Below are 25,028 nucleotides of genomic sequence, written 5' to 3'. Positions count from 1 at the left end.
GCCGCGGGCGAGCACGGCATGTTGGCTCTGGTCTACGACCGAGTGCGCTGAGCCCTCGATCGGTCAGGTCGACGACGTCCACCGGGGGTGCGGGGGCGGGGCGCCTGTCTGCTGACCCTTCTGGCGGCCTCGTCCACAGCCCCGACTCGGACGTCGGAAGGGCGACGTCCGGTCACGGCTTCCCCGGGGTCGACGACGTGGTGCCGGCCGCGGTGCCACCTGTGTACCGGCTCGGGGTGACGGCCCGGCTGTCGCCTCGGGTGGGCGCAGGGGTTCCACGGCTGCGGCGGGATGCTCCTGTCCGCAGGGGCGGGAACGGGCTGGTCAGCCATGGGTTCTGAAGAGCTTCGAGCCGTGCCAGGGCCTGCCCGAGCTGACAGGCTTCCACCGAGACGCATGCGCAAGGCCAGAAGCTGCCTCGTCGCCGGCGGCTCGGTGGCCGGCGCGACGCGGTGGCTGACTGTCAGCTGCTGTTTGCGAAGCCCGAACTGATGGCCGAAGCGATGTCCACCGCCTGCTGGCGATCACGCGAATGCACGAAGGGCCAGCGGGACCTGTGTTTCATAGGTAGTCCTTCTGGTCCGGCGGGCAGACGGCCATTGAGGAACGGGACGTCTACGACCTGACCCGGCCCGACCCCGGCCTCCTCGCCAAACGGGTCTGCCAGGTCCTCCAAGCCCACGACCTGCTGATCGAGGACCCAGAGCGGCACCGGAACGCGGACCTCGCCTGGATCGACGCGGCCACCAGCGCGCTGCCCGACGCCCTCGGCGGCCAGGCCGGTCACGAAATCCCGATTTCAGAGAATGCGTTGATGGATCAACCTGACCGGACACGACACTAGGAGTCTGCCAGCCACGCCAGCAAGCGGCCCTGCGACCAGCAGCGGCCAATGGCCTCGGCGCGCAGAGCCGACCGGTCGAACACCGCCAGGCCGATGATGCTGTGGCCAGAGGCGCGGCGATCTCCAAGTGTCGGTATCGTCGGCGCGACTCCGACCCCCTCCGCTGACACCCACGCCACCGCCCGCCCGGCCGCCGCCTCGTCGAGGCGGTGCAGGAAGCGCAGGCGGCTCTCGAGCGGAAAGCGCGACAGCGCCCATGTCGTGGTGACGACAGGCAGGGCGTCCGCGGGCACACGGGCGAAGGCGTCGGGCAGCACCTCGACGGCGTCACCTTGCAGCAACAGGGGAGGGGCCGTCGCCGCCAACGCCATCTCCGCTTCGAGCCTCGCGACCCGCTCCGGCTGATCCGGCCACAGGCAGGCGCGCATCCATCGGGCGTCATCCGCGTCGGTCACGTCGACCGGATCGAGGTCGAGGCCGACCCGGGCGACGACCTCGGGCATCGCCCGCATCGGGACGGGCCGGTCTCCCACGATCGAAGACGACAGCTGCACGGGAGATGACGGGTCGCCCAGCGATTGTCCGTTGCTGTACGTGATGCCAACGCGATCGACATGGAGATTGAGCCCAGCCGAACAGCCCACGTCGATCAGCCCAACCGCATGCGCGCCTACCCGGCGCGCCGCCTCGGCAATGGCCGGATACAGCACGGCGCAGCGTCCGGTCTCGTTGGTCCGCGGCTGCCGGCGCGCGGCGATGGCCACGACCGAGTCGGTCATTCGCAGCAGCGTGTCGATCGCCGCGTCGGCGGCAGCGTCGCCGTCCGCAGCGGCGTAGGCCACGGCAAGCTCCGGAGCGCGTCCGGCGAGGGCGAGGTAGTGCAGCGCGGCGAGGATCACCGTGGGGTGCCGCTTGCGCGCCGGCGCCGCCTCGATGGCGCGCAGCGCCTCGTCGGACTCACTCAGGGCGACGGCGACGCGCTCGTACAGAGGCGATGTTTCGGCGGCGTCGACCTCACCGAAGCGTCGGTACGCCTGAGCGAGTGTGCGGGCCCTACCCACGGGTACGGCGCCTCCTGCGGTCGGCCCTGACATCCCGACGATCCTAGCCATTGGAACGAAACCCCTGACCCCTCACCTGGCTACCTGGCACATAATTTCGGGCATGACCATGCCACGCAGTAGAGCCGAGATGTTCGTCAACCCCGAGCAGGAGTGCCGATTCAGCGGTCCGTCGACCGGTGATGAGCGACGCATGCTGGTCGCCTTCCTTTCCGACCAGCGCGCGACCCTGGAGCTGAAGTGTGCCGGCCTGGAGACAGAGCTGTACCAGCGGTCCGTGGAGCCGTCCACGCTCTCGCTGCTCGGCCTGGTCCGGCACCTCGCCGACGTGGAGCGCCGCTGGTTCCGGCAGGTTCTGGCGGGGCAGGACGTGGCTCCCCGCTTCTCGTCGGAGCTCGATCCCGACGGAGACTTCGACGGTGCGGTGTCCGACCCTGTGGCCATCCCGGAGGCCTGGGCGGCGTGGCGTGCCGAAGTGGCTTTCGCCGATCGCTTCGTGACCGAGTCGCTTGACCTCGACGTCGAGGGCCACGACGCGTGGCGCGGGACGGTGTCGCTGCGTTGGGTACTCATCCACATGGTCGAGGAGTACGCCCGGCACAACGGACACGCCGACTTGCTGCGCGAGCGGATCGACGGAGCGATCGGCATCTGACCCGCCGACCGCGCGGCCCGCGCGGCCCGCGCGCGAGAGACACGCCATGTCCCGTGGGCCGATGTGCGGCGGGCACCGGAGATCTGGATGTGCCCCTGGAACACGCGGCGTTGGAGTTCTCTCCGACCCACTGACGCCGAGGAGGACCGCTGGTGCATGGCGGTGCGACTGCTGGGCCGGATGGAGCGCCGGCTCGACGAAGCGCTGCAACGGCGCCATGCCCTGCCGCTGTCCGAGTACCGGGCCATGTGCGCGTTGATCCGAGCCGAGAACGGCGGTGCGCTGCGGATGGGGGAACTGGCCGATCGCATCGGGATGAGGAGTACGGCCGGCCCGGGATGAACTGCGAGGCCGTCTTCGCTCGTCCGTACACGTGGCAGGAAAGCCGCTCGGCCGAGCAGGGAGAGTCCGATCGCAGCCACGGCGACGCGTCGACGGCGAGTACGAGCCGCCCGCCGTCGAAGCGGGGCAGCGGCAGGCCCGCCAGCAGTCTCCGCAGCTGGTCGACGTCGATTCTTTGGTCGGAGCACATGATCAGACGAAGAGGCCCCTCGCGTCCGGCAATTCCCCAGGCGGGCGACCCAGTTCGAGGTGGCGGCGGCCCGCCCGAGGGCGCGCGCGGCCACCTCCAGCGTCGCGCGGCGCTCGGTGCGCCGACGCGAGGCGGTGCGCCAGGACGCTACCCCCGGGGCTGGGGCCGTCGTACGCGCCTGGAGCATCTTCTGCTGTCGGGCGCAGAGTAGACGTCAGTGAGGCACAGGGTTGTGTCAGCGCCTGGAAGTTCCGTGCGTGGTGTGGACACCAGGGCGTACCGTCCCGGCATGGCGAAGCAGCGACGGCCGGGGGTCATCAAACCGGAGGTAGAAGGGTCGCAGAGGCGGCCGGCGCGTCAGCCACGACGCCGGGCTCTACAAGGAGCGGAACATCGCCGTCCTAGACCCGGCGGCCTGTTGCAGAGGCGAAGCCCAGCCAGGTGTGCCGGTTGCCTGCCCAGCACCAGCCGACCTTGGGGGCGTTGCGACGCTCGCGTCCGTCCCGCCCGGTGCCGTTGCTGATCCAGATCGCCGGGGTGCGGGCGTCGAGGGCGCCGTTGGCCTTGCGCAGCCGGGAGCCGATGGTCATGAAGCAGTGGTTGCGCTCCAGGACGGCGGGCTGCTGCATCACCCAGTGGATGCCCTCGGTGAGCAGCAAAGGGGTGCGGGCCTGTGCGGTGAGGGCGGGCAGTGCCTCGCTCGGGCTCCAGTTGGCCATCTGGTCACCGCGGTCGAGGCCAGTGAGGAGGTAGAGGGGGGCGTCGGGCAGGGCGACCGTTTCGAGCGGGGCGAAGAGGTCGACGTCGGGCATGTCGGTGACGACGAAGCCCGGCTTGCCGTCGCGGCGGAGCAGCGGCGCGAGGGCGGAGGCAGGGGCTTGGTCCGGGTGAACAGCGAGCAGGGCGCCATCGCCGGCCGCAGGAACCTCGGCGGCCTCGGCGAAGGCACGCAGCTCGGCGGCGGGCAGCCCGGCGATCTCGTGCACCCCCAGCTCGATCAGACGCTCGGCCTGCACGCTCAAGGCCGGGAGTACCGGAAGTACCGGGAGAACGGTGGAGGTGACGGGCATGGGTTCGGGCACGATGCTCCCAGGGATAGCGACGTGGACGGGGGGTGAACGAGGCGGCCCACCGGAACATTCCCGCCCCTGCTGCCTCCGCCCCTTCCCGTGATCACGACTCCATACACGCAACACGCACGCCCTAGGGCCGCGTCCCGGAGAGCCAGGCTGGCGAGGATGTCGGTCCGGGATGAGATCGTTTCCCGCATGGCCGACACAGACGAAGCAGAAACCGACGTTGAGCATGCCGTCATCGCTCACTTTCGACTGGCCGATGACGGCCTCGGCGAGCCAGGCCAACGGGAGGTCGTCCGCCAGGCCCAGTCCCTGCTGACCGAGGCGATCGAGCAAGCCGACGTGGGCGAGTTCGACGGAAACGAGTACGGAGGAGGCGAGGTGGTCCTCTACGCCTACGGACCGGACGCCGACGCACTCTTCGCTGTCATGGCACCCATCCTGAACGACCTGCCGTTCCGCCCGGCGCACGTCGTCTTGCGCTACGGCTCCGTCGATGACCCATCGGCCGCCGAGCATCGCGTCGACCTCTGACTGGGGCGCCACTGCTGTGCACGACGCGCCGCCCGGTGTGAACAGCCACCGCGGCCCAATCCTGTGCCGACCCTGCGGGCTTCCTTAAGGGACCTTGAAGAACACCTCCGGGGAGCCGTTTTCGCTGGTCACCACCCTAGGCTCGGGGGACCCGTCCTCCCCTTCTTGCTGAGAGGTGCCACAGGCATGAGCCGCAGCCGAACTCCCGGAACCCCGTCCCGCGTCGAGGCGCGGCGGAAGAAGACGGTGCGCACGCGCATCGTGCTGTCCCTCACCGCGGCGGCCGCGGCGGTGGCGGTCGGGGTCGCGGTGGCCGACTCCGACGACGGCGTACGCGCGAGCGGACCGAGGTCCGGGGCGGCGGGCTCCGGTGGCGAGGAGGCGACGGCAACCCCTTCTCCCGCCGACCCCACACGCTCCGCCGACGCCGCGTCCGCGACCGGCGTGATGCCGTCCGCGACGCCCGCCGCCGACGCCACGGGATCCGCCGCTCCCACGAAGTCGGCGGCGGAGAGCCGCCCGGCCACCTCGGCGTCGACCCGGGCCGCCAAGCCCGCCCAGCCCGTCAAGCCCTCCCGTACGCCCGCCGCGACCACCGACGGCGGTTCCGGTGGTCCGGGCGGCTCCTCCGGCGAGTCCGGGGCGGAGTCCGCGGTTCTCGCCCTGGTCAACAAGGAGCGGGCCGCGGCCGGGTGCGGTGCGCTGACCGCGAACGCCAAGTTGAGCGCCGCGGCACGGGCGTACAGCGACACCATGGCCCGCAGCGGCGTCATGTCCCACACCGGACCCGACGGGTCCACCATGACCACCCGCGTGGAAGCCGCCGGATACGGCTGGTCCCGCCTGGGCGAGAACATAGCCCGGGGCCAGGCGGACGCCGCCGCGGTCATGAACGCGTGGATGAACAGCCCCGGCCACAAGGCCAACATCCTCAACTGCGACTTCCGGGAGATCGGCATAGGCCTCCACAAGGGCGACGGCGGCCCCTGGTGGACGCAGAACTTCGGAACGCCGAAGTAGGAACCCTCACCCCGCCTCACCCCGCCCCGCCCCCGCCCCGCGCCCGCGGGGCCCGGCACACGTCCTCCGACCCGTACGCGGGCCAGGAGGACGTCGGCGTTCACCCGCGGATCCGGCACCGGGCGGCAGGCCGTGTCCGTTACGGGGGAGGCGGTGACGGGCCGCCCCGCGCGTCGGCCACTATGGGGCCGTGCCCCGAATTCCGCGCTACCTGCTCATTTGGCTGTCGTGCACGGCCACCAGCGTGACCGCCGTGCTCGTCACGGTCCAGTTCGTGGTCGGCTCGACCAGGCATACGCCTCCGGTCGCGCGGTCCGCCCCCATGGTCTTCGACACGCCGCCGGCCTGGCAGGCGGCGGATGGCCAGTCACCGAGCCCGCAGTCCCTGAGCCCGCAGTCCCCGAGCGCCACCCCCGGCGGCTCGCCCGCCGCGACCGAGCGACCGTCACCTCCGGCTTCGACGCCCACCCCCGTGAAGGCCTCGACGGGAACCCCTCGGACGACAGCACCCAAACCACCCGTCGACTGCGACGAGGGCGGACCGGGCCTGCACACCGTCCCCTCGCAGGGCGGCAAGGCCACCGTGCGCTACGGCAGCCGCGGCGTGTGCCTGATCTCCGCGATACCCAGCCGCGGGTACAAGGCCAGCACCTCACAGACCGCGGACGACACCCTGACCGTCACGTTCACCAGCGCGGACCACCGCTCGGTCATCACGGCGACGATCACCCCCTCGGCGAAGGCCAGCGTCCGCGAGACGTCCTTCTGACGGCCTGGCCGCTGCGGCCGCTCCGCACGCACTACTCAATCCCCTGATCCCTTTTGCGGGTTTCACCCCCATGTATGCGCTCATACGCCCGAGTTCCGGTGAAGCGGAAGGTGAGCTGTTCCTTAGGGGAACCTCAAGATCACGCCCACACGGTTCTGGCGGCCCCCAGCGGTCCTATGCTCGCGTCAGCCGAGCGGCCTTCGGCGCCCGGGCATGACTGCCCCGGCGACCCATCGAGCCATCGAGCCGTCGCGCCATCGGTTTCACCGATCCGAGAAGGCGCTTCGCCGTTCCCGTAGTCCGAACCCGAACCATGCCTTGGGGTGTCTTCGCCATGACTTCTCGCATACTCCGACCCGTCCGTGCCGCCCGCCTCACGACGCGCCCCCGCTCCGCCACGCCCCTGGGCGTGCGGCTGCCCCTGGTGGCCGCGGCCGTGGTCGCCGCCGGGCTGACCGCCGCGTGCGGCCCGTCCACCCAGCCCACCAAGCCCACCGGCGCTGCCGCGCCGACCACGGCCGGACAGCCGTCGCAGACCCTCCCGGCCGGGACGGAGTCCGCGTCCGCCGAGGCGTCCCCGACCGCTTCCGCCACGCCGTCGGCGTCCGCCACCACCCCGTCCGCCACCATCCCGGCCGGCTCCTCGCCGACCCCCTCGCGCGCCCAGACCGCCAAGCCCGCCCCCAAGCCGTCCCGTACCTCCGCCGCGCCCACCCCGGCCCGGATACCCGGGCCCGGCTACGACAGTTCGGCCGACGCGCAGAAGCAGATCGACGCGGCGCTGCGCGCGGCCAAGGCCGACGGGCGGATGGTGCTGCTCGACTTCGGCGCCAACTGGTGCGGCAACTGCAAGGCGGCCGACAAGGTGTTCGCCCAGCCGCAGACGGCATCGATCCTCGGGGCCTCGTACCACCTGGTCAAGGTCGACATCGGCGGCAACAGCTCCGCCAACTCCGCGCTCCTGCGCAAGTACAGTCCTTCGGGCGGCAGTTACAAGATGCCCGTCCTGATCGTCGTCTCGCCGTCCGGCACGGTGCGCACCGACACCCACGCCACCGGCAATCCCGCCCTGACCTCGGACGGCATCAACTCCTTCCTCCGCCAGTGGGCGTCATGAGACGACCGGTACCGCGACCCACCGCCCTGGCCGGTGCCGGCCTCGCGGTGGCGGTCGCCGGCTGCCTCTACGCCGCCGCCGGCGCCGCGTCCGACGGCGACGGCGGCGGCGGACGCGGGGCGCCGCCCGGCCCGGCGAGCGCCGCGGTCAGGGCCGGGTCCGCGGCCGTGGTCGTGGACTCCGGCGCCCGGTCGGCCGCGCCCGCGCTGGCGGGCGCCGACCTGGACGGAAAGCCGGTCAGCCTTGCCGAGTTCCGGGGCCAGGTCGTCGTCCTCAACGTCTGGGGATCGTGGTGCGGGCCCTGCCGGGCGGAGGCCGATGACCTTGAGCGGCTCAGCGGGCAGACCAGGGCCCAGGGCGTCCGGTTCCTCGGGATCAACACCCGCGACCGGGACCGCGCAGCGGCGCGGTCCTTCGTACGCGCGCACGGCGTGGGATTCCCCAGCCTCCACGACCCCACCGGCGAGCTCCTGCTCCGCTTTCCTCCCGCGCTCCTCAACCCGCAGACCATCCCCTCGACCCTGGTGATCGACCGCCACGGCCGGATCGCCGTCAGCATCGGGGGCGCGGTCACCGACGAGGAACTGAGACCCCTGCTCGCCCGCGTCGCGGAGGAGACGTCATGACGGCGCTCACCGGCGTGGCGCTCACCGGCGTGGCCCTCGCCGCCGCCGACGCCGCCCCCTCCCTCCTCCACGGGACGTTGGCCGTCGCCGCCCCCGTGGCGTTTGTCGCGGGACTCGTCTCCTTCCTCTCGCCGTGCGTACTGCCGCTCGTGCCGGGCTACCTCAGCTACGTGACCAGCCTGTCGGTCTCCGACCTGGCGGACGCCCGCGGCGGGCAGCGCAGCCGGATGGCAGCCGGCGCCGTGCTGTTCGTCCTGGGCTTCACGGCAGTCCTCGTCTCCGGAGGCGCCCTGTTCGGGTATTTCGGCCGCAGCCTGCTGGCCCACCAGACGGTGGTCACCCAGGTGCTCGGCGTCTTCACCGTGCTGATGGGGCTGTCCTTCATGGGATTCCTGCCGGGCTTCACGCAGCGGGAGTTCCGCAGCCACCGGCGGCCCGTGCTCGGACTGGCGGGCGCGCCCGCGCTGGGGGCGGTGTTCGCGGTCGGGTGGACCCCGTGCATCGGCCCGACGCTGGCCGCCGTACAGGCGCTCGCCTGGAGCGAGGCGAGCGCGGCCCGCGGGGCCCTGCTGATGGCGGCCTACTGCCTCGGGCTGGGCCTGCCGTTCGTCCTCGCCGCGCTGGCCTTCCGCCGGGCCCTGGGCGCCTTCGGCCTGGTCAAACGGCACTACCAGTGGGTCCTGCGGATCGGCGGCGGGATGCTCGTCCTCGTCGGCGTGCTACTGGCCACCGGAGCGTGGAACGACCTGGTGTACCGGCTCCAGTTGTGGAGCGCGGAGTTCACCACAGCCGTCTAGGGACGGCGCTCACCCCTGACCCCTCCTCATTTCCCCTGATACAGAGGCACAGATGAACGTTTTCGAGTACGTGAGGCACTCCCGCAAGGCCCGCCTCGCGGCCGCCCTCCTCTCCCTGGCCGCGCTCGCGGCATGCGGCGAGCAGCCCGCCAAGAGCGCTTCCTCGCCCACGACGAGCTTCACCGAGAACGGGGTCACCGTCACGCTCTCGGTCTCCGACTGGCATCCGCCGCAGGGCACCCTGACCGCGGTCTTCACCCCCGAGGAGAAGGGGTTCCACCTCTACAGCACCGACCTGCCGGCCACCGGAATCGAGGGCGTGGGCCGGCCGACCGCGATGGACGTCACCGGGGTCCTGCGGGCCGACGGGAAGCTGACGGCCGCCGCGGACGTACGGACGATCAGCGTGCCGGGCGTCGACGCCCCGGTCCCCGTCTACCCGGACGGCCCCGTCACCACCACACTTCCCATCCGCGCGGACGGCAACGGGGAGGCGACGGTACTGCTCGGGTACGCGAGCTGCAGCTCGGAAGAAGGCTGCACCATCCCGGTCGCCGACCACCCCGTCCACCTGCGCCTCACCGACGAGGGCCCGGCCTTCGGCGCCCACTAGGAACTGGCGTTCACCTAAGGTGTGCCCATGCCCAGCATCCTGGTCGTGGAAGACGACCCCAGCATCCGCCAGTCACTGATCGAAGTCCTGGCGGAGCACGGGTATGCCGTACGCAGCACGGGTGACGGGTTCGGCGCCCTGCGCGAGGTCACCCAGATGCCCGTCGACGCCGTCGTCCTCGACCTGGGACTGCCCGATCTGGACGGAGGAGACGCACTGCGCATGATCCGGGGCATTTCCTCCGTTCCCGTACTGGTGGCCACCGCCCGCGACGACGAAACGGAAATCATCAAGCTCCTCAACGCGGGCGCCGACGACTACCTGGTCAAACCCTTCTCCGGAGGACAACTGATCGCACGCCTCTCCGCGGTCCTGAGGCGCACCAGCCACCTTCCGCCCGCCCATGCCTCGCACGCCGCCCAGGGGTCGCGGACGGCAGCGGCGGCCGAACCGTTGCGCCCCACCACCGTGGGCGAGCTCGCGGTGGACCCCGGCGCGCGCACCGCGTACCTGTCCGGCCGCGAGCTCCGACTCACCCGCCGCGAGTTCGACCTCCTGGCGTTCCTCGCCCACCACACCGGCCAGGTCGTCTCCAAGCGGCGGCTGCTGACCGAGGTCTGGCGCGAGCCGTACGTCGACGACCAGACCGTCGACGTACACCTGTCGTCGCTGCGCCGCAAGCTCGGCGAACGCGCGGCCGCCCCGCGCTACCTGCTGACCGTCCGCGGCGTCGGCATCAAGCTGGTGGCGCCTCGGTGAGACGCTCCCTGGCCGGAGTGGCGCTCGCCGTCACGTCCATGGTCGCCCTCTCCTTCCTCATACCGCTGGCCGCACTGGTGATGTCGCTGGTCAAGGAGCAGAGCGTCACCGCCGCCGAGCAGCGGGCCGCCGCCCTGGCCCCCGTACTGACGCTGACCACGGATCCGTCCGCCCTGCGGGAATCCGCCGCCAGCCTGGACGCGGCCGAGCACGTGGTCGTCCACCTGCCGGACGCCCCCGCCCTCGGCAGCTCCCGAGCCCCCGCGGCGCTGCTCGAACGGGCCCAGCAGGGCCGCGAGTCCATCTCGCAGGGGATTCCCGGCGGCTGGATATGCCTGCAGCCGGTGGTCCTGCCCGGCGACCGGGTCGCCGTCATCGAGAACTTCGTCCCCGAGCAGGAGCTGACCCGGGGGGTCAAGGCCTCCTGGGCGGTCATGCTCCTCCTCGCCGTGGGGCTGGTCGGCGGTTCCGTACTGGTCGCCGACCGCCTCGGAGCGAAGGTCGTCAGGTCCTCCAAGAGGCTCGCCCACGCCTCCCAGGCCCTGGGCCAAGGCAATCTGGACGCCCGCGTGGACCCCATGGGACCCAGGGAACTGCGCGAGGCGGGCATCGCCTTCAACACCATGGCCCACCGGATGACCGAGCTGCTCGCCGTCGAACGCGAACTGGTCGCCGACCTGTCCCACCGGCTGCGCACCCCGCTGACCGCCCTGCACCTGGCATCGGAACGCATGGCCGGCTCACCGGAGTCGGCCAGGGTCGAGGCCGCCGTGTGCGCACTGGAAACGGAACTCCAGGCCATCATCACCGCGGCCCGCACCCCGCTCGCCGTGGGCCCGATGGGCCAGGGCATGCTCGGCACGGAAGCGGGCACGGGCCACCACGCCACGAGCCCGAGACCGTCCGGACCCCGCTGCGAGGCAGCCGACGTCGTGCGCCGCCGGACCGCCTTCTGGGCGGTCCTGGCGGAGCAGCAGAACCGTCCCTGCTCTCTCGACCTCACTCAGGAGCCCGCGGCCGTCAGCCTGTCCGACGACGACGTCGCCGCCGTGGTGGACGCGCTCATCGGCAATGTCTTCCGGCACACCCCGCCCGGCACCCCGTTCGGCGTCCGCGTCGCCCGTACCGCCCAGGCCGTGGAACTGGTCGTGGAGGACGCCGGTCCGGGCATCCCCGAACCGGACCGGGCCCTCTCCCGAGGGAGCAGCACCGGCTCCTCGGGGCTCGGCCTCGACATCGCCCGCAGGGCCGGGTCCGTCACCGGCGGCTCGGTGCGCATCGCCCGCGGGCCCCGCGGCGGCGCGCAGATCACCGTGGTCTTCGGGCTCGCTCCACCCCTGCCGTCCGGGCGCGGGCCGCGCGCCTCCCGACGTCGTACGGGGTGGCCGCGTGCCCGGTGAACGCCCGTGGCGCCCCGCGCCGTTCAGACCGCCGTTCAGACCGCCGGGGAGACCTCCGGGAAGATCGGGTCGATCCCGAGGGCCGGCGCGATCGCCCGCCAGATCGTCGACTGGGCCGCGGTGAGGCCGATCCGGGGGTCCTCCAGCATCAGACGAATGCCGAGGCCGTCGCACAGGGCCAGCACCAGCGTGCTGATCGCGGCGACGTCACATTCGGTGAACTCGCCGGAAGCGATGCCCCGTTCGACGACTCCGGCGACCCACGCGTGCAGTTGGTCGTACAGGTCGACGGCGAGGTGCCGGGCCGTGCCGTCGCGCAGGGCGCGCACCCACAGCTCCTGCCAGAGTTTCCAGTCCTGGCGGAGCTCCTCGTCCGTGGGCAGCATGCTCCGCACGATCCGGGCCAGGACGACGGCGGCCGGGAGCGAATCGTCCTCGCTGCCGGTGTCCGTACCGGTCTTGGCGAAGGAATGCGTCATCGCTTCGGCGAAGAGCTTCTCGCGGGTGTCGAAGTGGTAGTGCAGCAGGGCCTTCGAGACACCGGCGTGCTCGGCGACCTTGCGCATGCTGACGTGCTCGAAACCGATGTCGGCGATCACTTCGCACGCGGCCGTGAGGATTCGCTCACGCGTTTCGAGTGCGCGCTCGGCCTTGGTCACGTTGGCTGCTCCCCGTGTCGGCGCCCGTCGGATCGGGTGCGTGGGTGGGTGGAAGGGCCCGGGCGGCGCGGCCCGCCGGACCCCCATCCTCGCGCATGCGGCTTCCGGGCTCCGGTCGTCGGGGCACCGCGGTCAGGAAATGGGTGGTCGGGAACAGGGATCGGGAACAGGGATCGGGAACAGGGATCGGGAACAGCGGTCAGGAGGACGGCATCCGCAGCACGCCCGTGCCGCGCTTGACGAGTTCGCCCGCGACGATCAGACGCTGGATCTCTGAGGTGCCCTCCCAGATGCGGTCGACGCGCAGTTCGCGGTAGAGCCGCTCGACGGGGTACGAGCGGTCGTAGCCGCGGCCCCCGAAGATCTGCAGGCAGCGATCGATGACCCGGCCGGACGCCTCGCTCGCCGACAGCTTGGCGATGGCGGCCTTGGCGTGCAGCGTCTTGCGGTCGAGGACGCCCTCGTCGACCTCCCAGGCGACCTGGTGGGTGTAGGCCCGGTTGACGGCGATGTCGACGGCGCAGTCGGCGAGCATGCCCTGGATCAGCTGGAAGTCGGCGATGGGGGAGCCGAACTGGCGGCGTTCCACCGCCCAGTCGCGGGCGAGCTCCAGGGCCCGCTCCGCCGCTCCGATCGTGCGCGCGGCGATCATCAGCCGCTCCTCGGTGAACCAGGAGCGGGTGATGTCGTAGCCCGTGCCCACCTCCCCGAGCACGGCGTCCCCGGGCAGGCGCACATCGGTGAAGGTGAACTCGGGGTGCTCGTAGACGAACGTGTGCATCCAGCGGGGCACCCGGGTCATCTCGATGCCCGGGATGTCCTTGTCGACGAGGAACAGGGTCGGTGCCGCCTCCTCCCCGGCGGCCGCGAGCACGATCATGAAGTCCGCGTGGTCGCCGACGGTGACGAACCACTTCTCGCCGTTCAGCACCCAGCCGCCGTCTTCGGTCCGCGTCGCCGTGGTCCGCAGGCTCTGCGGGTCGGAGCCGGCCTCGGGCTCGCTCACCGCGTAGCAGTCACGGCGCTGTCCCCGGATCACCGGGACGAGGTACCGCTCGCGCTGCTCCGGCGTGCAGAAGGACAACGCGTTGGCCGGACGCCACACCATGTCCCACAGGGCGCCGGTGAGCCGTCCGAGCTCGGCCTGGACCGTGACCTGCTCCAGGATGCTCAGGCCGGCGCCGCCCCACTCCGCGGGCATGTTGACGGCCTGGAGGCCGCTGTCGAGGACGGCGTCGCGGATCTCGGTGTGGGCCTGCGGGGGCAGGCCGTTGTTCTCCTCGCAGTCGAGCTCGTACTTCATGATGAATCCGGTGAGGGCGCGCGCCGAGTCCCGGAGCTCTTCCTGACGGGCGGTGAGACGGAAGTCCATGTCTGTTCGTCCTCGTGATCGTGGTGACGGGGGCAGATGGTGGCGAAGTGGACTAAAGGGGCTAAGGGGACTGAGGGGACCCGTTAGGAGCGGTCGGGCAGTGCGAGTGCCCGCGTACCCCGCTTGACGAGCTCGTTGGCGATGATCAGGCGCTGGATCTCCGAGGTGCCTTCCCAGATCCGGTCGACGCGCAGTTCCCGGTACATCCGCTCTACGGGGTAGGAGCGGTCGTAGCCGCGGCCCCCGAAGATCTGCACGCACCGGTCGATGACCCGTCCCGCGGCCTCGCTCGCGGAGAGCTTCGCCGTCGACGCCTTGGCGTGCAGGGTCTTGGGGTCGGTGTGCGGCTGGTCGGCTTCCCAGGCGACCTGGTGGGTGTAGGCGCGGTTGACGGCGATGTCGACGGCGCAGTCGGCGAGCATGCCCTGGATCAGCTGGAAGTCGGCGATGGGGGAGCCGAACTGGCGACGCCGCACGGCCCAGTCGCGGGCGAGCTCCAGGGCCCGCTCCGCCGCTCCGACGGTCCGGGCGGCGATCATCAGCCGCTCGTCCGTGAACCACTCCTTCGTCAGCTCGTAGCCGTTGCCGACACCGCCGAGCACGTCCTCGTCGGCCACGAAGACGTCGGTGAAGGTGAACTCGGGGTGCCCGTTCACCGCGGAGTGCATGAACCGGGGGACCCGCGTCATCTCGACGCCCGCCGCCCCCTTGTCCACGAAGAACAGGGTCGCGGCCCGCTCCGGGCCCGCATCGGCCTGCACCAGCAGGAAGTCGGCGATGTCACCGCAGGTCACGAACCACTTCTCGCCGTTCACGAGCCAGCCGCCCTCGGTGCGGGTCGCGGTGCTCGTGCACGAGCCGGGGTCCGAGCCCGCACCGGGTTCGGTGACCGCGAACGCGTCGAACCGCTCGCCCCGGATGACGGGCAGGAGGTACTTCTCGCGCTGGGCCTCGGTGCCGTGGGCGAGGACGTTCGCGGGCCGCCAGGGGATGTCCCAGAGGCAGTTGGTGACCTTGCCGAACTCCTCCTCGACGATGACCTGGTCCAGCAGGGACAGGCCGGCCCCGCCCCAGGCGGCGGGCATGTTGATCGCGTAGACGCCGGCGTCCATGGCGGCGCGGGTCAGTTCGCGGACCGTCTCGGCGGGCAGCGGGCCGCCCGCCTCCTCGGACTGGTCCTCGTACCTCATCAGGAGTCGTGCGTAGCCGGCGGCACGGGCCTTGAGATCGGCCTGCTCCGGCGTGTAGCGGAAGTCCATGGTGTTCTCCGGGGCGGATGGGGATGGGGAGGGGGATCGGGATGAGGATGGGGGACTGGGACTGGTGGTGCGGTGGTGCGGTCCGGTCAGCCCAGGACGGCCCGCGCGTCCAGCGCCAGCGCGCCGTCCGGGCGGACCAGCAGGGGGTTGACCTCCAGCTCGGCGATCTCCGGATGCGCGGCGGCCACCGTCGTGATGCGTTCGATCACGGCGGCCGCGGCGGCCACGTCGACGGCCGGCCGCCCGCGGACACCCGCGAGCAGGGCGGCGGTCCGCAGCCCCCGCAGCAGTTCCTCGGCCCGCCACGCGGGCACGGGCGCCAGCGCGAAGGCCACGTCGCGCAGGGTCTCGGTGAGGATTCCGCCGAGCCCGACCATGGCCACCGGTCCGAACCGGGGGTCGCGGTTCACGCCCACGATCAGCTCGACGCCGTCCGAGAGGTCCGCCATCGCCTCGACCGAGTACGAGCCGGCGCCGAGCCGGGCGCGCATGTCCCGGTACGCGGCGAGGAGCGCGCCTCGGTCGGCCAGGCGCAGCGCCACGCCACCCGCGTCGGACTTGTGCGGGAGGTGCAGGGCCTTCAGCACGTACGGGCCCTCGAACTCCCCGGCCGCCGCCAGCACTCCGGCCTCGTCGGTGACCTCACGCGCGGCCGGGAACGGCACACCGGCGGCGCCGAGCAGCCCGCGCACCCCGTGGTACCCGGCGTCCCGCAGCGGCGCGGCGGCGGCGGGCAACGCGGGGATCTCCGGTGCGGAGCCCGCCGCCCGGCCGGTCATCGCCGACAGCGCGCGGGCGGCGTCCTCGGTGGCGGCGAACACCGGTATCCCGGCCTCGGCCAGCACCCGGCAGCTCGGCGACCCCGGGTACATCGACTGCACCACCAGGGGCTTCGGCGAGCCCGCGAGGTGCGCGACGATCTTCTCGGCGGCCCGCCTCTCACCCTCCGCGAGCACGGAGCCGCCCGCCTGGCCGCCGGCCAGCCCGCCTTCGGACGCCGCGTACCCGCCGAAGTAGCCCGTCATCAGGACAGCGTCGACCTCCTCGGCGGCCAGCAGGTGCGCGACCGTATCGGCGTACGAGAGGGGCTGCTGCTCGCCCATGCCCGCCAGGTCGACCGGGTTGCCGACCGCGGACTGCCGCCACAGCACGGTCCGCAGCCGTTCCTGGGTCCCCGCGCCGAGTTCCGGCACGTCGAGCCCGGCGTCCTCGGCGGCGTCGGCCGCGATCGCGCCGTGGCCGCCGCCGTCGGTGAAGACCGCGGTCCGGATCCCTCCCGTACGAGGCCCCGGCCGGCTGCTCACGGCGGCCAGGACGACGGCCATCTCCCTGGGCGTGCATACGAGTTCGGCCCCCGCGTCGCGGCAGGCGGCGGCCACCACGTCGGCCGAGGTGGTGAGCGCCCCGGTGTGCGACTGGGCGCTGCGGGCGGACGCGGAGCCGCGCCCGGCCGTGAGCAGGACCACCGGCTTGCCCGCCGCGGCGGCGGCCCGGGCGAAGGCCCTGCCGTCGCCGAAGTCCTCGGCGTACACGGCGATCGCCGTGGTGGCCTCGTGGCGGGCGCAGTCCTCGACGAGGTCGACGAGGGTGACGTCGGCCTGGTTGCCGAGGGAGACGAACCGGGAGAAACCCACGCCGTGCGGAGCGCCGCGTAGCTGGAGTTCGAGGGCGAGGTTGCCGCTCTGGCTCAGCAGGGCGACACCGCCGGGCGCGAAACGGTCCGAGGCGAGGTACAGCTCGGTCGTGTTGTCCGCGATGCCCAGGCAGTTGGGTCCGACGAGCACGGCTCCGGCCTCCCGGACGCGGGCGACGACCGCGCGCTGCCGGGCCGCTCCCGCCGGGCCGGCCTCGGCGAAGCCCGCGGTGATGCCGACGATCGCCTTCGCCCCGCAGGCCAGGGCGTCTTCTACGGCGGCCTCGAAGCCGTCGCCGGGTACGGAGATCACCACCAGCTCGACGGGTTCGCCGATCGAGGCGAGGGACGGGGCCGCCCGCCTGCCGAGGACGGTGCCGCCGCGCCGGTTCACCAGGTGCACCGGGCGCCGCCCGTCGGCGCGCAATGCCTGGGAGGCCACCGCGTGGCCGTACTTCGCCGGGTCGTCGCTGGCGCCGACCACGGCGACGGAGCGGGGGTCGAACAGAGCGGTCAGATCGCGTCCCATGTCACTTCTCCACTCGGAGCGCGGAGTTGGGGCAGCTGTCGGCGCAGGCGCGCGCCGCTTCCTCGGCGCCGGGCGGGACGGTGACGGCGATGACCTTCGCGTAGCCCCACTCGTCGAGTTCGACCAGGTGGGGTGCGTGTTCCTGGCACAGTCCGTAGCCCTGACAGCGGGTGGAGTCCAGCAGGAGTTTCACGGTGTTCCCTTCAGCACGGGCAAGCGGGGTACGGTCCGGTCGTCCACGGCCGCGTCGGCGACCTCCGGAACGGGCACGGCGAGGCGGCGCCCGTGACCGCCCCCGGGCGGGGCGGCGGCGACGCAGTCGGGGCACGGGCCACCGAGGTGGGAGCGGACGAGTCCGGGGAAGGCGCGCAGGAGGCTGCCGGCGATGCCCGCGGCGGCGTCGAGCAGGCCGCACGCCCCGCGCCCGGGCAGGCCCCGTGACCACCGGTCCAGGTGGACGAGGGTGTCGGGCCCGGCGGTGCCCGCGGCCAGCGCGTGCACGGCGTCGCGGACGGCCGCGGTGCCCGACACGCAGACCCCGCACTGCCGTGCGCTCTCCGCGGCGAGGTGGCCGACGGCGTCGGCGGCGGTGCCCACCGGGCAGGCTCCGGCGGCGAGGAAGCGGATCGCGCCGCAGCCCAGCGCCGTGCCCGCCGCCGCGAGCGCGCCGGGTTCGAGGGGGAGGTCCAGGACGCGGGCGTCGACGAGCCCGCCGAACAGTCCGCCCATGAGGGCCCCGGCCGCGTCCGGGGTGCCGTGCGCGGCCGCCAGGGTGCGCAGGGGGACTCCGTAGCGGACTTCGGTGAGGACGGGGGCCGCGCTCCCGCCGGACAGCGTCACCAGGGTGGAGCGGGCGATCGTCCGCCGCAGGTCGGGGCGTGCGGCGGTGAGGGCGATGCGGGCGAGCGTCTCGACGTTGGACACGAGGGTCGGTGCGCCGCCGACACCCCTTTCGAAGGGGCGGGGCGGCTTGGCGGTGGGCAGGGCCGGCCCGCCGTCGATCCGGCGCACGACCGCGCTCTCCTCGCCGGCGACGTAGGTGTGGGCGGTCTCGACGACCTCGATGGGCAGCCACGGCTCCTGTTCGGCGAGGGCCCGGCGGACGCGGTCGCCCGCCACCGGGTCCGAGAGGTAGACGTAGCCCCGTACGGCGCCGGTGACCTGGGCCGCGCGGGCGAGCCCGTCCAGGACCAGATGGGGTCTGGCCCGCAGCAGCCAGCGGTCCTTGACCGAGCCGGGCTCACCCTCCTCACCGTTCGCCACCACCACCGGGACGCCACCGCGCTCCCGCACGGCGCGCAGTTTCACGGCGGCCGGGAAGCCGGCGCCGCCGCGCCCGCGCAGACCGGACGCGGTGAGGTGGCGCAGCAGCTCGTCCGGGCCGGTGGCGTCGGCGTAGCCACCGGTGGCGAGGTAGGCCTCGGTGTCTTCCGCCGCGCCCGGTGCGGCTCCGAGTACGGAGCCCGGCGGCCGCCCCGTCGGGAATCGGATCGTGGTCATCGGCTGCTTCCTGTCCGGGAGTTGGCGCGCAGGATCCGTACGGCGCATTCGAGCGCGGTGCGGACCCCGGCGGTGCGGGCGTATCCCGTTCCCGGGAGCCCGATGAGCATGCGGTGGTGGTCGAGGACCACCTCGCCGGCGAGCAGGGCGGCCGCCCGGTCGCCTTGCCCGGGGCCGCCGGCCACGGCGGTCACCAGCTCGGCGACCTCGGCCAGGTACCGCAGCCAGCTGCGCCGGCTGCCCCGCAGGATCAGGCGCTCCAGGCGGCGCCGCTCGGCGGCCACCAGCTCGGCCGACGGCGCGGGCAGCGCGGGCTCCGGGGGCAGCGCGGGCTCCTTAGGGGGAGGGTGCGAGGGAGTGCGCAGGGCGGCGACCGCGGCGGGCAGTTCCCGCTCCGGTTCGGGGGTGAGCCCGAGCCAGTCCAGACGCCGACGACCGCTCATGCGTGCCTCCGGGAGGGGTGGGGGTGCCGTGAGCGACCGGGCCGGTGGCGGGAGCCGAGGGTGGGGAGGAGATGCCCGGGGCTCGTCGCAGGGGACGCCGATGGCGTGCGGCAAGGGATGGAGGGGGGCGGGCCCGGGCGGGTGCCAGGGCGGCGGAGCTGCATCTGCCAGATAAAAGGCCCAGATGTGGATGAACGCCGGTGCAGCGACGAGAATTACGCTAGCTGACCGATCGGTCAGCGTACAAGTCTTGACCCGGCGGAAATCAGCCAGCAATCTGACTGTCCAATCGGTCAGCGAGGCCTCGGCGTCCGCCCGGGCCCGCTGCCCGCCGCTGGGTCGTCTCGATGTCCGCCGCCGAGACCGATCGCCGCACCGCCGGCACGGAGGAGTCACCCGATGCACTCCAGAGCCCCCGAAAAGCCCCCCGCCGACCAGCCGGCCCCGGACGCCCCCGGGCCCGCCCTGCCGGCCCGCTACTACACCGATACCGACACCGCCGCCGCCGAGACGCGACAGGTCTTCGCCAAGGCCTGGCAGCTCGTCTGCCACGAGTCCGATCTGCCGAATCCAGGCGCCCGGCTCGCCGCCACGGTCGCGGGCCGGGAGGTGCTGGTCGTCCGTACCGAGGAGGGCGCCCTCGCCGCCCACCTCAACGTGTGCCGCCACCGCGGAACGCGCCTGGTCACCGCCCCCGAACCGGCCGGCAAGGCGATCCGCTGCCCCTACCACGGCTGGACCTACCGCCTTGACGGAAGCCTGGTCGGAGCCCCGGAGGCACGGCAGATCCCCTGCCTCGACAAGCCCGCGCTCGGTCTGTTCCCGGCCCGCGTCGAATCCTTCCTCGGCTTCGTCTTCGTCAACCTCGACCCCGACGCCGTACCCCTGGCGACACAGTGCGCCGGGCTCGCCGAGGCTGTCGGCCACTACGCCGGGGCCGACCTGGTACCGGTCGGCCGCGCCCGGATCCACGACCTGGCCGGAGCCGAGGTGCAGGAGGCCAACTGGAAGGTGGCGGTCGACAACTACCTGGAGGGCTACCACGTACCGGTGGCCCACCCCGGCCTGATGCGGCTGCTCGACTACCAGGGCTACACCTGCGAGATCGAGGAGTCCTACGCGCTGTTCGCCTCGCCCCTGCGGGACAAGCCGTCCTCGAACTGGGCCGAACGCCTCTACCAGCGCATCGCCGCCCCCATGCCCGGCCTCGCCGAGGCCGACCGGCGGGTCTGGCGGTACGCGGTGATCTACCCGAACACCCTCATCGACTTCTACCCCGACCACGTCCTGGCCTGGACCGCGATCCCGACGGCGGTGGACCGGGTGGCCGTCCCCGGCGCGTTCTACACGCGGCGCGGTACGGGCCTGCGCACCCGACTCGCCCGCCGCCTGAACATCCACATCGGCTGGATCACCAACGACGAGGACGCCGAGCTCGTCGCCCGCGTCCAGAAGGGGCTCTCCACCCCCGGCTTCGAGCCAGGCCCGCTGTCCCGCCGCGAGTCGGCGGTCGGCTGGTTCGCCGGCCGCATCCGAGCCGACCTGGACGCCTACGCCGACCGCCACGCCTACGCCGACCGCCACGCCGACGTCGACCGCCACGCCTACGCCGACCGCGAGGCCGACACCGCCCAGCACTGAACAGCGCCCTGACGCACCGTTCGTTCCCCCCGCCGTCCCCCCACGTCTCCCCACGGCCCCCTACGGAGAGGACCCCGCATGTCCCCCGAGGCACACCCCCTGTCCAGGCGCTCCTTCCTCCGCGCCGGCACCGCCGCCGCCCTCGGCCTCACGGCGGCCGGCTGCGGATTCGCGTCCGAGGACGACCCGGCCGGCAAAGCGGCCGAGGAGACGCCGATCGACGTCAAGGTCGACGGCGACCTCGTCTACTTCAACTGGGCCGACTTCGTCGACCCGGCCGTCTTCGAAGGCTTCGAGAAGGAGTACGGCGTCAAGGTCGTCCAGTCGAACTTCGACTCGATGGAAGGCATGGCCGCCAAGCTCAACTCCGGAAACCAGTACGACATCATCTTCCCCACGGCGAAATGGTCGCAGCGCCTCGCCACCGGAGGCAGGCTGCGCACGATCGACCACACCCGGCTGAAGAACGCCGAGGCCGTGTTCGGCGGTTACGACTACTTCGCCGACCCCTGGTACGACCCCCGCTCCCGGCACACCGTCCCCTTCACCATGTACAAGACCGGCATCGGCTGGCGCCGCGACCGGCTTGGGGACCTGACCGGATCCTGGGACGACCTGTGGAACGAGCAGGCCAAGGGCAAGGTCTTCGTACTCGACGACCGCGACGAGGTGCTCGGCATGGGCGCGCTCAAGCTCGAACTCGGCCTCTCCACCGACGACCCGAACGACCTCGCTCGGGTCACCGACACCCTGCGCTCGCTGCGCCCCCGCCTGCGCGGCTTCTCCAGCGACAGCTACAACAACCTGCTCAACGGAAACGCCGACATCACCCAGGCGTGGAGCGGGGACATGGCAGCCATGCTCGCCCAGGCTGAGGACCCCGCCGTCTTCGGCTTCGAAGTCGCCCGGGAGGGCGCCCCCCTCAACTCCGACTGCTACGCCATCCCCGCAAACGCGCAGCACCCCGGCACCGCGATGCTCTTCATCGACTACATGCTCCGCCCGGAGAACGTGAAGAAGAACATCGAATACATCGGCTACCCGATGCCCGTCCGCGGCAGCGAGGACACCTACACCGCGCTCGTGGAGCCGTTCCCCCAGTGCCAGGTGACCGCGGCAGACCTCAAGGACGACCTCTACTTCCGCAACGGCTCGGCGAAGGGCGAACAGCACCGCGACGCCGCCTGGACCGATGTGAAGGCCGGCTGACATGGCACGACATGATCTTCAGGATCCGCAGCGTCGATCGGGCTCGGCCCGTCCGCCGCGCGGGGGCCGGGCCGGGTCGGAGGCGAGGCTGTGGACCTGGTTCATGCTCCCCGGCACCCTCTGGATGACCGGATTCCTCCTCGCCTCCCTGCTCCTGGTGGCCACCCTCGCCTTCGGCACCACCGACCCGCTGGGAAACCCGCGCTTCGGGCTCAACTTCGAGAACTTCGCCGCGCTCACCGATCCGGCCTACCGCACCGTCCTGCTGCGCTCGCTGGGCTATGCGCTGATCACCTGCCTCATCTGCCTGGCCGTGGCCTACCCGGTCGCCTACGCCATCGCCCTGCGCGGCGGCCGCTTCAAGAACCTGCTGATCGCCGCGATCGTCGTACCGTTCTTCGCCAACTACTTGGTGCGCATGTACGGCTGGTCCGTCGTCCTCTCCGACGACGGGCCGCTGCTGGGGGCCCTGCGCGCCATCGGCCTCGCCGACGAGGGCACCAAGATCCTCCAGACCGGCCCCGGGGTCATCGCCGGACTCGTCTACGGCTTCGTCGTCTTCATGATCATCCCGCTGTACGCGGCCATGGAACGCATGGACACCTCACTCATCGAGGCCGGACGCGACCTCTACGGCGGCCCCTTGAGAACCTTCCTTTTCGTCACCGTGCCCGCCACCCGCCAGGGCGCGGCCGCCGGCTGCGTCCTCGTCTTCCTGCCCGCCATGGGCGACTTCGTCAGCGCACAGCTCATGGGAGGCCCCGACCAGATCATGATCGGCAACCTGATCCAGGACAAGTTCTTCCAGGGCCAGAACTGGCCGCTCGGCTCGGCCCTGACCATCCTGCTCATGGCGGTCCTGCTGCTCGGGATGCTCGGCTACCTGAGGCGCACCCGCAAGGACGAGGCGGAGGTGGCCCGATGAACCCGCGCCCCGTTCCCCGCACGGCACTTCGTACGCCGCGCGGTAACACCGTACGCACCGCGCCCCCGTCCCCCGACGCGACGGAGAAACGGCCCCCGAGGCGCCAGCGCGGAGCCGACCGCCGCCCCCGGTTCGCCATCGCCGTCACCGCGGCCTTCTTCGCGCTGCTCTACCTCCCCGTCGGTGTCGTCGTCCTGTTCTCCTTCAACTCGCAGAAGTCCCTCACCGTCTTCGACGACGTGAGCCTGCGCTGGTACAGCGCGTTCCTCCGCGACGACGTACTCATCGACTCGCTCGGCATGAGCCTGCGGGTCTCCCTGGTCGCGATGGCCGCCTCGCTCGTCCTCGGCGTGGCCCTGGCCCTGGGCCTGGTCCGCGGCCGCGGCCGCCTCGGCTCCTTCGCCGGCCTGGTCATGCTCGTACCACTGATCACCCCGGAGATCGTCACCGGCGTCGCGGCGATGATGCTCTTCAAGGGCCTCGGCATCACCCTGTCCACCACCACCGTGATGCTCGCCGAGATCACCTTCTCCATCTCCTACGTGACGGTCATCCTGCGCTCCCGCATCGCCGCCCTCAATCCGGAGGTCGAGGAGGCGGCGATGGACCTCGGCGCCACCCGGCGGCAAGCCCTGCGCCTGGTGACCCTGTCCGCGCTGCTCCCCGGCATCCTCGCGTCCGGGGTGCTGATCTTCGCCCTGGTCTTCGACGACTTCGTCCTCGCCTACTTCACCACCGGCGTCGACCCGCAACCACTCTCCGTCCGCATCTACTCGGCGATCAGGTTCGGCGTCCAGCCCACCATCAACGCCGTCGGCACCCTGTTGCTCGTCGGCTCCATCGCCCTCATCGCGCTGGCGCTCTCCATCCCGCGCCTCTTCGGCCGCCGCGGCGGCCTCGATCTGCTCCCGGGGAAGTGACACCCATGCAGCACCCGAACCCCCACCCGAACCCGCATCCGCCCGCGGACCCGTACCCCGCCGTCCGGCTCGACCGGGTCAGCAAGCAGTACCGCAACGCCGGCACCTACGCCGTCCACGACGTCACCCTCGACATCGCCCCGGGCGAGTTCTTCTCCCTCCTCGGCCCCTCCGGCTGCGGGAAGACCACCCTGCTGCGCATGACCGGCGGCTTCGCCGACCCCACCGAAGGCAGCGTCCTGCTCGACGGGCAGGACGTCACCGGCCTCCCGCCGAACAAGCGCAACGTCAACACCGTCTTCCAGAGCTACGCCCTCTTCGACCACCTCTCGCTGGCCGACAACGTGGCCTTCGGCCTCAAGCGCAAGGGCGTCGCCCGCGCCGAGATCCGCGCACGCGTCGGCGAGATGCTCGACCTCGTACAGCTCGTGGAACTGGCCGGCCGCAAGCCGCCCACGCTCTCCGGCGGCCAGCGCCAGCGCGTCGCGCTCGCCCGCGCCCTGGTCAACCGGCCCCAAGTCCTGCTCCTGGACGAGCCGCTGGCCGCCCTCGACCTGAAACTGCGCCGCCGGATGCAGGTCGAGCTCAAGCAGATCCAGCGCGAGGTCGGCATCACCTTCGTCTTCGTCACCCACGACCAGGACGAGGCCCTGACCATGTCGGACCGCCTCGCCGTCATGAGCGAGGGCCGCATCGAGCAGTGCGGCACGCCGGAAGACGTGTACGAACGCCCCACGAGCAGCTTCGTGGCCTCCTTCATGGGCACCTCCAACCTCGTCCCCGGCACCTACCGCTCCGGCCGCGTCGTCCTCGACCAGGGCCCCGCCCTGCCCGTCGGCCCCCGGTCCGGCGTCCCCGAGGGCAGCCGGGTCAGCCTCTCGATCCGTCCCGAGAAGATCTGGCTCTCCGGCTTCGAACCGGGCATGGCCCAGGTCAGCGGAGTCGTCCGGGAGACCGTCTACTGCGGCCCGACCACCACCTACCTCATCGAACTGGCCCCCGGCGTCACGGTGTCCGTACTGGAGCAGAACACCGTCCGCTCCCGTATGGAGGACCGCTGGAGCGGCGGCGAGCGGGTCGAGATCGGCTGGAACCCCGAACACTGCCTGGTCCTCGACTGACCGATCCCGCGGCG

26 protein-coding genes and 1 pseudogene are annotated in these 25,028 nt (G+C 72.1%); 16 read left to right on the top strand and 11 right to left on the bottom strand.

Annotated elements, in window-relative coordinates:
* Positions 1–463: 463 nt before the first annotated feature.
* Together MTF65_RS02955 and MTF65_RS02950 are read right to left on the bottom strand one after the other, a co-directional pair.
* Positions 464–787 (bottom strand): hypothetical protein, encoded by a 324-nt coding sequence (locus tag MTF65_RS02955; protein WP_243626618.1) that lies wholly within the window; start codon positions 785–787, stop codon positions 464–466.
* Positions 788–840: 53 nt separating this feature from the next.
* A complete protein-coding gene (locus MTF65_RS02950; RefSeq protein WP_243626617.1) occupies positions 841–1,905 on the bottom strand; it encodes a DUF2332 domain-containing protein in 1,065 nt (354 codons plus the stop codon).
* Positions 1,906–2,008: 103 nt separating this feature from the next.
* Between MTF65_RS02950 and MTF65_RS02945 the strand changes: the two genes are divergently transcribed.
* Together MTF65_RS02945 and MTF65_RS02940 are read left to right on the top strand one after the other, a co-directional pair.
* Positions 2,009–2,560 (top strand): DinB family protein, encoded by a 552-nt coding sequence (locus MTF65_RS02945; protein ID WP_243626616.1) that lies wholly within the window; start codon positions 2,009–2,011, stop codon positions 2,558–2,560.
* 156 nt (positions 2,561–2,716) lie between these two features.
* Entirely contained in the window at positions 2,717–2,902 is a 186-nt protein-coding gene (locus MTF65_RS02940) for a hypothetical protein (RefSeq protein ID WP_243627356.1), read from the top strand.
* On the opposite strand, the pseudogene MTF65_RS02935 reads toward MTF65_RS02940, so the two are convergent.
* Both MTF65_RS02935 and MTF65_RS02930 read right to left on the bottom strand, forming a co-directional pair.
* A pseudogene (locus tag MTF65_RS02935) lies at positions 2,880–3,077 on the bottom strand (transposase); the annotation flags it as partial. The gene MTF65_RS02940 and the pseudogene MTF65_RS02935 overlap by 23 nt on opposite strands.
* Positions 3,078–3,493: 416 nt before the next feature.
* The gene (locus tag MTF65_RS02930; RefSeq protein ID WP_243627282.1) at positions 3,494–4,162 is read right to left on the bottom strand and encodes a DUF5701 family protein; all 669 of its coding nucleotides are present in this window, start codon (positions 4,160–4,162) and stop codon (positions 3,494–3,496) included.
* A gap of 198 nt (positions 4,163–4,360) precedes the next feature.
* Between MTF65_RS02930 and MTF65_RS02925 the strand changes: the two genes are divergently transcribed.
* The 9 genes from MTF65_RS02925 to MTF65_RS02885 all read left to right on the top strand — a co-directional run bounded on the left by MTF65_RS02925 (position 4,361) and on the right by MTF65_RS02885 (position 11,803).
* Positions 4,361–4,702, top strand: a complete 342-nt coding sequence (locus MTF65_RS02925) for a hypothetical protein (RefSeq protein ID WP_243626615.1) — start codon at positions 4,361–4,363, stop codon at positions 4,700–4,702.
* A gap of 186 nt (positions 4,703–4,888) precedes the next feature.
* Positions 4,889–5,722, top strand: a complete 834-nt coding sequence (locus MTF65_RS02920; RefSeq protein WP_243626614.1) for a CAP domain-containing protein — start codon at positions 4,889–4,891, stop codon at positions 5,720–5,722.
* A gap of 190 nt (positions 5,723–5,912) precedes the next feature.
* Entirely contained in the window at positions 5,913–6,491 is a 579-nt protein-coding gene (locus MTF65_RS02915) for a hypothetical protein (RefSeq protein ID WP_243626613.1), read from the top strand.
* Positions 6,492–6,825: 334 nt separating this feature from the next.
* Positions 6,826–7,608 carry a thioredoxin family protein gene (locus MTF65_RS30120; protein WP_279398540.1) on the top strand — a complete coding sequence of 261 codons (783 nt, stop codon included), beginning with the start codon at positions 6,826–6,828 and terminating at the stop codon, positions 7,606–7,608.
* Positions 7,605–8,234 (top strand): TlpA disulfide reductase family protein, encoded by a 630-nt coding sequence (locus tag MTF65_RS02905; RefSeq protein ID WP_243626612.1) that lies wholly within the window; start codon positions 7,605–7,607, stop codon positions 8,232–8,234. Before MTF65_RS30120 ends, MTF65_RS02905 begins: the two co-directional genes overlap by 4 nt.
* Positions 8,231–9,031 (top strand): cytochrome c biogenesis CcdA family protein, encoded by an 801-nt coding sequence (locus MTF65_RS02900; RefSeq protein ID WP_243626611.1) that lies wholly within the window; start codon positions 8,231–8,233, stop codon positions 9,029–9,031. Before MTF65_RS02905 ends, MTF65_RS02900 begins: the two co-directional genes overlap by 4 nt.
* 52 nt (positions 9,032–9,083) lie before the next feature.
* Positions 9,084–9,644 (top strand): hypothetical protein, encoded by a 561-nt coding sequence (locus MTF65_RS02895; RefSeq protein WP_243626610.1) that lies wholly within the window; start codon positions 9,084–9,086, stop codon positions 9,642–9,644.
* A 27-nt stretch (positions 9,645–9,671) separates the two neighbouring features.
* Positions 9,672–10,403 carry a response regulator transcription factor gene (locus MTF65_RS02890; protein WP_243626609.1) on the top strand — a complete coding sequence of 244 codons (732 nt, stop codon included), beginning with the start codon at positions 9,672–9,674 and terminating at the stop codon, positions 10,401–10,403.
* Positions 10,400–11,803, top strand: coding sequence for an ATP-binding protein (locus tag MTF65_RS02885; RefSeq protein WP_243626608.1), 1,404 nt, complete (start codon positions 10,400–10,402; stop codon positions 11,801–11,803). The genes MTF65_RS02890 and MTF65_RS02885 overlap by 4 nt, the downstream gene beginning before the upstream one ends.
* 35 nt (positions 11,804–11,838) lie before the next feature.
* Here MTF65_RS02885 and MTF65_RS02880 read toward each other — a convergent pair whose 3' ends face one another.
* The 7 genes from MTF65_RS02880 to MTF65_RS02850 form a co-directional block, all read right to left on the bottom strand.
* Positions 11,839–12,462 carry a TetR/AcrR family transcriptional regulator gene (locus MTF65_RS02880; RefSeq protein ID WP_243626607.1) on the bottom strand — a complete coding sequence of 208 codons (624 nt, stop codon included), beginning with the start codon at positions 12,460–12,462 and terminating at the stop codon, positions 11,839–11,841.
* Positions 12,463–12,661: 199 nt separating this feature from the next.
* Complete coding sequence (locus MTF65_RS02875; protein ID WP_243626606.1) at positions 12,662–13,834, bottom strand: acyl-CoA dehydrogenase family protein; 1,173 nt, start codon at positions 13,832–13,834, stop codon at positions 12,662–12,664.
* Positions 13,835–13,917: 83 nt separating this feature from the next.
* The gene (locus tag MTF65_RS02870; RefSeq protein ID WP_243626605.1) at positions 13,918–15,093 is read right to left on the bottom strand and encodes an acyl-CoA dehydrogenase family protein; all 1,176 of its coding nucleotides are present in this window, start codon (positions 15,091–15,093) and stop codon (positions 13,918–13,920) included.
* An 86-nt stretch (positions 15,094–15,179) separates the two neighbouring features.
* Positions 15,180–17,255 (bottom strand): acetate--CoA ligase family protein, encoded by a 2,076-nt coding sequence (locus tag MTF65_RS02865; protein WP_243626604.1) that lies wholly within the window; start codon positions 17,253–17,255, stop codon positions 15,180–15,182.
* A 1-nt stretch (position 17,256) separates the two neighbouring features.
* A complete protein-coding gene (locus MTF65_RS02860; protein WP_243626603.1) occupies positions 17,257–17,448 on the bottom strand; it encodes a ferredoxin in 192 nt (63 codons plus the stop codon).
* The gene (locus MTF65_RS02855) at positions 17,445–18,755 is read right to left on the bottom strand and encodes an NADH-ubiquinone oxidoreductase-F iron-sulfur binding region domain-containing protein (protein ID WP_243626602.1); all 1,311 of its coding nucleotides are present in this window, start codon (positions 18,753–18,755) and stop codon (positions 17,445–17,447) included. The genes MTF65_RS02860 and MTF65_RS02855 overlap by 4 nt, the downstream gene beginning before the upstream one ends.
* Positions 18,752–19,198, bottom strand: a complete 447-nt coding sequence (locus MTF65_RS02850) for a hypothetical protein (protein ID WP_243626601.1) — start codon at positions 19,196–19,198, stop codon at positions 18,752–18,754. The genes MTF65_RS02855 and MTF65_RS02850 overlap by 4 nt, the downstream gene beginning before the upstream one ends.
* A 399-nt stretch (positions 19,199–19,597) precedes the next feature.
* Here MTF65_RS02850 and MTF65_RS02845 point away from each other — a divergent pair, with 399 nt between their 5' ends.
* From MTF65_RS02845 to MTF65_RS02825, 5 genes are all read left to right on the top strand, one after another.
* Positions 19,598–20,839 (top strand): aromatic ring-hydroxylating dioxygenase subunit alpha, encoded by a 1,242-nt coding sequence (locus tag MTF65_RS02845; protein ID WP_243626600.1) that lies wholly within the window; start codon positions 19,598–19,600, stop codon positions 20,837–20,839.
* A gap of 78 nt (positions 20,840–20,917) precedes the next feature.
* A complete protein-coding gene (locus MTF65_RS02840; protein WP_243626599.1) occupies positions 20,918–22,048 on the top strand; it encodes a spermidine/putrescine ABC transporter substrate-binding protein in 1,131 nt (376 codons plus the stop codon).
* Positions 22,049–22,151: 103 nt separating this feature from the next.
* Complete coding sequence (locus tag MTF65_RS02835) at positions 22,152–22,973, top strand: ABC transporter permease (protein WP_243626598.1); 822 nt, start codon at positions 22,152–22,154, stop codon at positions 22,971–22,973.
* The gene (locus tag MTF65_RS02830; protein WP_243626597.1) at positions 22,970–23,893 is read left to right on the top strand and encodes an ABC transporter permease; all 924 of its coding nucleotides are present in this window, start codon (positions 22,970–22,972) and stop codon (positions 23,891–23,893) included. Before MTF65_RS02835 ends, MTF65_RS02830 begins: the two co-directional genes overlap by 4 nt.
* 5 nt (positions 23,894–23,898) lie before the next feature.
* Positions 23,899–25,014 (top strand): ABC transporter ATP-binding protein, encoded by a 1,116-nt coding sequence (locus MTF65_RS02825; protein WP_243626596.1) that lies wholly within the window; start codon positions 23,899–23,901, stop codon positions 25,012–25,014.
* Positions 25,015–25,028 lie beyond the last annotated feature (14 nt).

The sequence above is a fragment of the Streptomyces sp. APSN-46.1 genome, from assembly GCF_022815725.1.
GTDB lineage: Bacteria > Actinomycetota > Actinomycetes > Streptomycetales > Streptomycetaceae > Streptomyces.
This window is presented reverse-complemented; position numbering and strand designations above follow the sequence as displayed.

Coding starts and splice junctions, on each gene's coding strand:
- MTF65_RS02945 (WP_243626616.1), top strand. CDS start 2,009: ATGACCATGCCACGCAGTAGAGCCGAGATGTTCGTCAACCCCGAGCAG.
- MTF65_RS02940 (WP_243627356.1), top strand. CDS start 2,717: ATGGCGGTGCGACTGCTGGGCCGGATGGAGCGCCGGCTCGACGAAGCG.
- MTF65_RS02930 (WP_243627282.1), bottom strand. CDS start 4,162: ATGCCCGTCACCTCCACCGTTCTCCCGGTACTTCCGGTACTCCCGGCC.
- MTF65_RS02925 (WP_243626615.1), top strand. CDS start 4,361: ATGGCCGACACAGACGAAGCAGAAACCGACGTTGAGCATGCCGTCATC.
- MTF65_RS02920 (WP_243626614.1), top strand. CDS start 4,889: ATGAGCCGCAGCCGAACTCCCGGAACCCCGTCCCGCGTCGAGGCGCGG.
- MTF65_RS30120 (WP_279398540.1), top strand. CDS start 6,826: ATGACTTCTCGCATACTCCGACCCGTCCGTGCCGCCCGCCTCACGACG.
- MTF65_RS02905 (WP_243626612.1), top strand. CDS start 7,605: ATGAGACGACCGGTACCGCGACCCACCGCCCTGGCCGGTGCCGGCCTC.
- MTF65_RS02900 (WP_243626611.1), top strand. CDS start 8,231: ATGACGGCGCTCACCGGCGTGGCGCTCACCGGCGTGGCCCTCGCCGCC.
- MTF65_RS02895 (WP_243626610.1), top strand. CDS start 9,084: ATGAACGTTTTCGAGTACGTGAGGCACTCCCGCAAGGCCCGCCTCGCG.
- MTF65_RS02890 (WP_243626609.1), top strand. CDS start 9,672: ATGCCCAGCATCCTGGTCGTGGAAGACGACCCCAGCATCCGCCAGTCA.
- MTF65_RS02875 (WP_243626606.1), bottom strand. CDS start 13,834: ATGGACTTCCGTCTCACCGCCCGTCAGGAAGAGCTCCGGGACTCGGCG.
- MTF65_RS02870 (WP_243626605.1), bottom strand. CDS start 15,093: ATGGACTTCCGCTACACGCCGGAGCAGGCCGATCTCAAGGCCCGTGCC.
- MTF65_RS02865 (WP_243626604.1), bottom strand. CDS start 17,255: ATGGGACGCGATCTGACCGCTCTGTTCGACCCCCGCTCCGTCGCCGTG.
- MTF65_RS02855 (WP_243626602.1), bottom strand. CDS start 18,755: ATGACCACGATCCGATTCCCGACGGGGCGGCCGCCGGGCTCCGTACTC.
- MTF65_RS02850 (WP_243626601.1), bottom strand. CDS start 19,198: ATGAGCGGTCGTCGGCGTCTGGACTGGCTCGGGCTCACCCCCGAACCG.
- MTF65_RS02845 (WP_243626600.1), top strand. CDS start 19,598: ATGCACTCCAGAGCCCCCGAAAAGCCCCCCGCCGACCAGCCGGCCCCG.
- MTF65_RS02840 (WP_243626599.1), top strand. CDS start 20,918: ATGTCCCCCGAGGCACACCCCCTGTCCAGGCGCTCCTTCCTCCGCGCC.
- MTF65_RS02835 (WP_243626598.1), top strand. CDS start 22,152: ATGCTCCCCGGCACCCTCTGGATGACCGGATTCCTCCTCGCCTCCCTG.
- MTF65_RS02830 (WP_243626597.1), top strand. CDS start 22,970: ATGAACCCGCGCCCCGTTCCCCGCACGGCACTTCGTACGCCGCGCGGT.
- MTF65_RS02825 (WP_243626596.1), top strand. CDS start 23,899: ATGCAGCACCCGAACCCCCACCCGAACCCGCATCCGCCCGCGGACCCG.